The following is a 7,202-nucleotide window of genomic DNA, read 5'->3' on the forward strand; positions in this document are numbered from 1 at the left end:
AAAATGAATAAACTTCTGACAAAACTGGCCTTAGCCGGAGCGGCTCTTTCGCCTTCACTGGCGTTTGCTGCACCTGCAGTGGCAGACCAGGCAGATAATGCATTTATGATGATTTGTACCGCACTGGTGTTATTTATGTCAGTGCCAGGTATTGCGCTCTTTTATGGCGGTCTTATCCGCGGCAAAAACGTCCTTTCCATGATGACCCAGGTCGCGGTAACGTTCTCTCTGGTCTGTGTTATCTGGGTTATCTACGGTTATTCTCTGACCTTTGCTGAAGGTAACAACTACTTTGGGGGTTTCCAGTGGGTGATGCTGAAAGGGATTGAGCTGAAAGCCGTAATGGGTACGATCTATCAGTACATTCATGTGGCTTTCCAGGCTTCTTTTGCCTGCATCACCGTCGGTCTGGTACTGGGTGGTTTAGCTGAACGTGTACGTTTCTCTGCGGTGCTGATTTTTACCCTGATCTGGGCAACGTTCTCTTATTTCCCAATCGCTCATATGGTCTGGGGCGGTGGGTTACTGGCTCTGGATGGTGCGCTTGATTTCGCAGGCGGTACAGTGGTTCATATCAATGCCGCGGTGGCTGCGCTGGTGGGAGCTTACATGCTGCGTAAACGTGCCGGTTTCGGTAAAGAGGCATTCAAACCACACAATCTGCCGATGGTCTTTATCGGTACGGCGATCCTGTATGTTGGCTGGTTTGGTTTCAACGCCGGTTCGGCGGCATCGGCTAACGAAATCGCCGCTCTGGCATTCCTGAATACGGTGGTTGCTACCGCGGGCGCTGTTCTGACCTGGGTATTCGGTGAGTGGATCCTGCGTGGTAAACCTTCACTGCTGGGTGCAAGCTCAGGATTCATCGCAGGTCTGGTCGCAATCACTCCGGCGTGTGGTTATGTCGGTGTTGGCGGCGCGCTGATCATCGGTCTGGCGGCGGGTCTGGCAGGTCTGTGGGGTGTGACCTCTCTGAAACGTTTCCTGCGTGTTGATGACCCGTGTGACGTGTTCGGTGTTCACGGTGTGTGCGGGATCCTGGGCTGTATCCTGACAGGTGTCTTCGCCTCTTCTTCACTGGGTGGTGTCGGCTATGCTGCCGGAGTTACGATGGGCCATCAGATCTGGGTTCAACTGCTGAGCTGCCTGGTCACTCTGGTCTGGTCAGGTGTGGTTGCCTTTATTGCCTTTAAAGTGGCTGACCTGATTGTCGGACTGCGTGTTCCTGAAGATCAGGAGCGTGAAGGTCTGGATGTGAATAGTCACGGCGAAAATGCTTACAACCAGTAAGTGAGTCTTCATCCCGGGCGATGACCCGGGAAGTAAAAAGGGCGATAGATTATCGCCCTTTTTTTTTGGCGGGATCCGGCGTCGGCTCCCCTCATCCCCTTAACGGCATTGTGAGTCGCGCGATATCACTTTCCAGCCATACCCCACTGCCGTGCAGATCACTCCCACACCCGGTGCCGGGAAACACGTTAATTCCCTATCACCGCCTCAGACCTCCCTTTATCCGCCATCATTCTTCACCCGTTTGCAGCAGCATTATCTCCGGCATGCGGGTAAGCGCACGATGAGGACTGATATCAGGGTATGCCAGAGCGCCGGGGAAGCGCCGGCATCAGTTGCCGACCGGCTGCTCAGGTTTCTTAGTGGGCATCTGCCGGTGCTTTGATGGGGGAACCATCGCTCTGTAAGCGGTTGAATATTCAGTTGCTGTCGTGGCGGAAACCGCCGCAGCAAAATAACCAGGATTATTCCTATTATCCGGTCGTATCCGGGTTTTGCCCCCTGTCTGCAGGAATAAATTATATTTTCTGCCAAAATTATATTCAGTGGTAACGAATATGCAGAACTGGCTTACTATAGACTTCCGTTGTTCATTTTGTTCATAAGGAGACGACATCAATGAAATCAATGCATATTATTACAGGGTTAGCCGTGGCTCTGACTGTGACGGCCTGTGCTGACAGGACGGATTTACCAGCACCGGCACCGGTGATCAGCGCCACCAGTAACCAGCCGGTGATCTCCGGAGCGGTATATGTACGTCAACGTATCGCTCTGCCGCCAGGTGCGGTTCTGACCGTGACCCTGTCTGATGCTTCCGGGGGAACCGGGCCGACCAAAGTGATCGCGCAGAAAGTGACGCGACTCTCCGGTCAGCAGGCGCCTTTCCACTACCGTCTGCCGTTTAATGCCGCCGATGTGAGTTCTCAGGGACAGGTGTTGCTGAGTGCAGCTATCAGTCTGAACGGACGCGTGATTTTCACTGCTGAATCGCTGCAACCGGTCACATCACCGGCGACACAGCGTCAGGATTTAACGCTGGTGGCAGTTCCTGAAGTTGCGGTCCCTGTGGACCAGGTGTCTCCTGGTACGCCGTAACCGCTAAACCGTGAGGTCAGGGCGACGAATGCCCTGGCCAGCGGTATTTTTCTAAATCAATTGTCTGCATCGGGGTAAATTCGATATTCTCCGCTTCCAGCGCCTGCTGCTGACGTCTGAAATCTGCTCCCTGCAACGATATTCTGCCTTGCCTGTCGACCACCCGATGCCAGGGCAGGGATGAGCCTTCCGGTAATTTTTTAAGCACACCACCGACCTGACGTGCCGCCCGGGGACTACCTGCCAGGCGAGCAATCTCGCCATAGGTGCTCACCCGGCCATAAGGAATGGCAGCAATGATCAGCCACACTCTTTCCCGAAATGATAATTCTTCAGACATGATAACTTCCGGATAAACCTCAGAGAGGAGGATCATAGCGGGAATGTTCAAGAAAACAACGGTCAGGTTTCACAGACTTGCAATTCATGATGCCATCACTGATAATGCACTCGCTTTGAGAGATCAGAGCTCATCAATGGGGACCCTGTTGGTTCTCCCGCAATGCTAATCTGTGAACCCGGTCAGATCCGGAAGGAAGCAGCCGTAACAGATGACGCATGTGCCGGGATGTCGCTGGCAGGGGCCCCACCCAACGAATTATTCCTCTTTTGCTCCCACTAAAAAATTCCAGCCTGAGTCAGTACTCCCTGATTATTTCTATAGAATAAGTCCGGATTCACAGATTCATAGATTCACAGATTCACAGATTCATTGGGCAATAACGGATCCTGCGGATCGGTGATGGCATCCGGCCTGACGTACCCGCAAGGGGATCAGCGATGCAGGGGCATTCCATCGACGCAGTCTTCAGAATTGCGGGTTCATCGTCCGGAAATCAGCCGGATATCATACCCCCGCGTGATAAGCGAAAAGCGAATTCAACAGTTTCTTGCCAGGGGAACCGGAACCTTAATAGTAATTATGATTATTTATTCTGGTGAAACTCAGTGACATTAACGAACATATTTCCAGACGGTAGCAGGCACTTTATCGTACAGTTTATTCATAGTCAGCTCCGCAAGACGATGGTCAGCTGCCGAATAAAAAACCACCAGATCTTCATCTGATAATTCATATTTATTTTTTTCGATCACCCGCTCGAGAGTATCGATAGATCGGCAACGCCTCAGACGCATCAGATAATCTGTCTTGGTTAATGGGGTTTGACTCATGATAAAACGACTCCTGGTTAATGTGTGAGACTTTGTCCGTTTTCCTGACAGAGACTCGCTTCAAAAAATAATCTAAATAACTTGCCTGATGAGGCTTCCCAGTAATTAAAGTCCTGCTTATTTACTGTGTAACCACTAAATAATGTAAATGTATCGTCAAGATATTTGTCTACCTGTGAAATCAGTAGTTCATCTTCACTATGTTTTAATTTATAAATAATACTGACGGCTGCAATATGCTCAATTAAATCATGCAGCTGAAGATTTCCTTCCGATGTCGGGTCATTAATCCAGCACGATTCCTGGACGTTGAGGGTAGCCAGACTTTCATCAAATAAATTTTCACACAAAAATTTAAGCTGTGCTACATCATATCTTTTAGGTGAGTATTCATCCATCTTTTCCACCTCTTATCAGGCTCTGTCGGGAGCCATTCCGCATAAAGAAGATTCGTAATGATTCATTCTGTTCAGAGAGAATAAGGATAGATCAGTAGCAGAGATATTCCTGTGACTAAATCCTGCGCAATATCTTCAGGGTTTTTATCTGCTGAACCACCATAACAATATTAGTTTACTCTGCGGTGTTTGTCTTATTTTACCAGAGTGAATAGGGTTAATCGTTATTTTGATGAAAATTACGTCACGGTTCGCAGGGGATTCAGCAGAAAAAAACTTAATGTATAAACAGTCCGTGCTGAGTATGAACCGGATTTAAGCATATCAGCAAACTAACATCTATCGATTGAATCTATCAATAAAGACTTTTCTTAAAATCATAGCTTAACTGTTTACTGAGTAACTAATACAGCGAACAGAAATGACCTGCGACATTCTCAGAAGGAGGCCGGTGGCCCGCAGAGTTCACAACACTGGCTCATAGTTTGCAGCGAAGCCCCGGAATTAGCAATCCTTTCATCGGTGATTTTTGTATGATATTTGGAAACATTTAACCTCTTTATTTTAGCCGGCTTTTTTTCTAACATGTAATGTTATAACGTTTTTTACTCTTTGGTGTTCTATGTATAGCAGCCCACTCCTTCTCTCCGCCTTCAGCCGGCTTATTGTGGCAGGGCTGGTTATCCTGTTTCTTGTGGCTGGTGTCAGCTGGGGAGTGTTGGGATGATACGCTTTTCTGAATGCCGCGCGGGCTATGCCAGGCGGGCGGTAACTCCGACAGTTAACGGCGAAATTTCTGCCGGCACACTGACCGCACTGGTGGGCGTGAATGGCTGCGGTAAATCAACGCTCTTAAAAACCGTTGCGGGACTGTTGCCGGTCGTCAGTGGTCACTGTGAGGTCGCTTTACCGCGGAATAAAATAGGCTGGCTGCCGCAACGCAGTGAACTGGAACGCCAGTTCCCGTTAACGGTGTATGAACTGGTCGCCATGGGCTGCTGGCCCCGGACCGGCTGGTTTCGCAGCATTAACCGGGAACTCAGGCAAGAGATCCATCAGGCGCTGGAAGCTACCGGCATGGCTGCATTTGCGGATGCCAGGCCTGCGATGTTGTCCGGCGGGCAGCTGCAGCGTGTGCTTTTTTCTCGTCTGTTACTGCAGCAAAGTGATTTATGGTTGCTGGATGAGCCTTTCAGCGGTGTCGATCAGCAAACTATCACCTCACTCATGGCATTAATCCATCAGCAGCAGCACACCGGTAAAACAATTGTCGTCGTTCTGCATGATCAGCGGCTGGTGATGCAGAACTTTCGCCATGTGATATCACTGGAAGGTGATAACGCGCACTGGTACCACACGACAGAAACGCAGGAAAAGGCATTAAACCTATGTTGTTAGTTCAGCCATTTATTGAATTTGCCTTTATGCGCAAGGCATTAGTGGCCTGTGTCGCCATTGCTATCAGCGCGACGCCTCTCGGTGTCTTTCTTTCATTACGCCGGATGAGCCTGGTAGGGGATGCTCTTTCTCATGCGGTATTGCCGGGCGCCGCCATGGGATATCTTCTCTCCGGTCTATCGCTGGTGGCGATGGGCATCGGCGGATTAATCGCCGGGTTATCCGTGGCGTTACTTTCCGGGGTTGTCAGCCGGTTCACTCCGCTGAAAGAAGATGCCAGCTTTTCTGGTTTCTATCTGGGGGCGCTTGCCCTCGGGGTAACGCTGATTTCGTTGCGCCGTTCCGGCGTCGATCTGCTGAATGTGCTGTTTGGATCGCTGCTGGCCGTGAATAGTCAGGCGTTAATCATGGTTGCCACAATCTCCGCCGTGAGTCTGGTGGTGCTGGCCCTTATCTATCGGCCGCTGGTAATCGATGCCTTCGATCCCCATTTTCTGCAGATGCAGGGCCGCTGGCATGCGCCGGTCGTCCACGGGATTTTCCTGATTCTGGTGGTGCTGAACCTGGTGGCCGGTTTCCAGATCCTGGGCACATTAATGTCCGTCGGCTTAATGATGTTACCTGCCGCCAGCGCCAGGTTCTGGAGCCGGAGGCTCGAAAAAATATTACTGGTTGCCATTGTGCTGGCCATTTTCTCTGCCTGGTGCGGGCTCTCTGCGTCGTGGTACTGGTCTTTACCTGCCGGTCCTGCGGTTATTCTCTGCGCTACGGTGCTGTTTTTTGTTTCCGTGTGTGCCGGTCCTTGTGGCGGAATTTTCCGTTCCTCCGCCAGCTAATGACAGAAGGTGATAGTGATGAAAAAATATCTGATGGCGATAGTATTCAGCGGGGTAGTATTTGCACCAGCCGTGATGGCGAAGACCCTGCATGTGGTTGCCAGTTTTACTATCCCCGCTGATATGGCCAGACAAATCGGCGGGCAATACGTGGATGTTAAGAGCCTGGTCGGGCCGGATGGTGACCCGCATACCTTTGAACCGGCACCGCGTGACAGTGTGGCTCTGGCTCAGGCCGATGTGGTTATCATTAACGGCCTTGGGCTGGAAGGCTGGATGGAAAGACTTATCCAGGCCTCCGGATACCAGGGGAAGGTGGTGGTCGCTTCCGCAGGTGTGACGCCGCGGACCATGATCAGTGACGGGGTTAAAATTACCGATCCGCATGCCTGGAACAGTCTGGCGAACGGTGTCATTTATGCGCGGAATATCAGCGAAAGCCTGCAGAAAGCGGACCCGGAAGATGCGGCCGCTATCCGTAAGCAGGGGGAAGCCTATATTCAGCAACTGGAGAATCTGGATAAGCAGACCCTGGCCGCGTTTGCAAAAATCCCGGCCAGTAAGCGTCAGGTACTGACCAGCCATGATGCTTTCGGTTATTTCGGCGATGAGTATGGTGTGAAATTTATGTCACCGATTGGTCTGAATACCGATGAAGAGGCCAGCGCCTCCACCGTGGCGGGGTTAATTAATCAGCTGAAAGCGGATCATATCCACCGCTATTTTATCGAAAATCAGACGGATCCCCGTCTGGTACAGCAGATAGCCACGGCTGCTGACGCGTCACCGGGCGGGGAGTTATACCCTGAAGCGTTGTCGACAGCGAAGGGGCCGGCAGCGACCTATCAGCAGGCATTTGAGCTGAATGTCAGAGAATTGCTGAAGAGCATGCAATAGTCCCCGGAACGGATACCCTCCGCATCAAAAAAACGGCCAGAAATGGCTAATGCCGGTCACTTAAGGTGACCGGCATTGTTTTTTAAGGGATATTTTGGCTTTTTGGGCCTGA

General features: G+C 50.9%; 8 protein-coding genes and 1 other RNA gene. 6 read left to right on the plus strand and 3 right to left on the minus strand.

The features are described from left to right. Positions 1-3 precede the first annotated feature (3 nt). A complete protein-coding gene (gene amtB / locus ABD035_RS10315) occupies positions 4-1,290 on the plus strand; it encodes an ammonium transporter AmtB (protein WP_212714300.1) in 1,287 nt (428 codons plus the stop codon). A 618-nt stretch (positions 1,291-1,908) separates the two neighbouring features. Further along, positions 1,909-2,388 (plus strand): YbaY family lipoprotein, encoded by a 480-nt coding sequence (locus tag ABD035_RS10320; RefSeq protein WP_212714301.1) that lies wholly within the window; start codon positions 1,909-1,911, stop codon positions 2,386-2,388. A 16-nt stretch (positions 2,389-2,404) separates the two neighbouring features. On the opposite strand, the gene ABD035_RS10325 is transcribed toward ABD035_RS10320, so the two are convergent. Further along, positions 2,405-2,728, minus strand: a complete 324-nt coding sequence (locus tag ABD035_RS10325; RefSeq protein ID WP_343869871.1) for an MGMT family protein — start codon at positions 2,726-2,728, stop codon at positions 2,405-2,407. A gap of 146 nt (positions 2,729-2,874) precedes the next feature. Between ABD035_RS10325 and ffs the strand changes: the two genes are divergently transcribed. Beyond that, an RNA gene (gene ffs / locus ABD035_RS10330) (signal recognition particle sRNA small type) lies at positions 2,875-2,971 on the plus strand. Between the two features lie 371 nt (positions 2,972-3,342). Here the strand turns inward: ffs and ABD035_RS10335 are convergent. Continuing rightward, positions 3,343-3,561, minus strand: coding sequence for an HHA domain-containing protein (locus tag ABD035_RS10335; protein ID WP_025902459.1), 219 nt, complete (start codon positions 3,559-3,561; stop codon positions 3,343-3,345). Between the two features lie 17 nt (positions 3,562-3,578). Beyond that, positions 3,579-3,959 carry an Hha toxicity modulator TomB gene (gene tomB / locus ABD035_RS10340; protein ID WP_212714303.1) on the minus strand — a complete coding sequence of 127 codons (381 nt, stop codon included), beginning with the start codon at positions 3,957-3,959 and terminating at the stop codon, positions 3,579-3,581. Positions 3,960-4,682: 723 nt separating this feature from the next. Between tomB and ABD035_RS10345 the strand changes: the two genes are divergently transcribed. The 3 genes from ABD035_RS10345 to ABD035_RS10355 are packed head-to-tail and all read left to right on the plus strand — an operon-like array spanning position 4,683 to position 7,090. Then, on the plus strand, positions 4,683-5,357 hold the full coding sequence (locus tag ABD035_RS10345) for a metal ABC transporter ATP-binding protein (RefSeq protein WP_212714304.1): 675 nt from the start codon (positions 4,683-4,685) through the stop codon (positions 5,355-5,357). Beyond that, positions 5,348-6,193, plus strand: a complete 846-nt coding sequence (locus tag ABD035_RS10350; protein WP_212714305.1) for a metal ABC transporter permease — start codon at positions 5,348-5,350, stop codon at positions 6,191-6,193. The genes ABD035_RS10345 and ABD035_RS10350 overlap by 10 nt, the downstream gene beginning before the upstream one ends. 18 nt (positions 6,194-6,211) lie before the next feature. Continuing rightward, the gene (locus tag ABD035_RS10355) at positions 6,212-7,090 is read left to right on the plus strand and encodes a metal ABC transporter solute-binding protein, Zn/Mn family (protein ID WP_212714306.1); all 879 of its coding nucleotides are present in this window, start codon (positions 6,212-6,214) and stop codon (positions 7,088-7,090) included. The last annotated feature ends 112 nt before the right edge of the window (positions 7,091-7,202 follow it).

The organism is Tatumella terrea (assembly GCF_039523755.1).
Classification (GTDB): Bacteria; Pseudomonadota; Gammaproteobacteria; order Enterobacterales; family Enterobacteriaceae; genus Tatumella; species Tatumella terrea.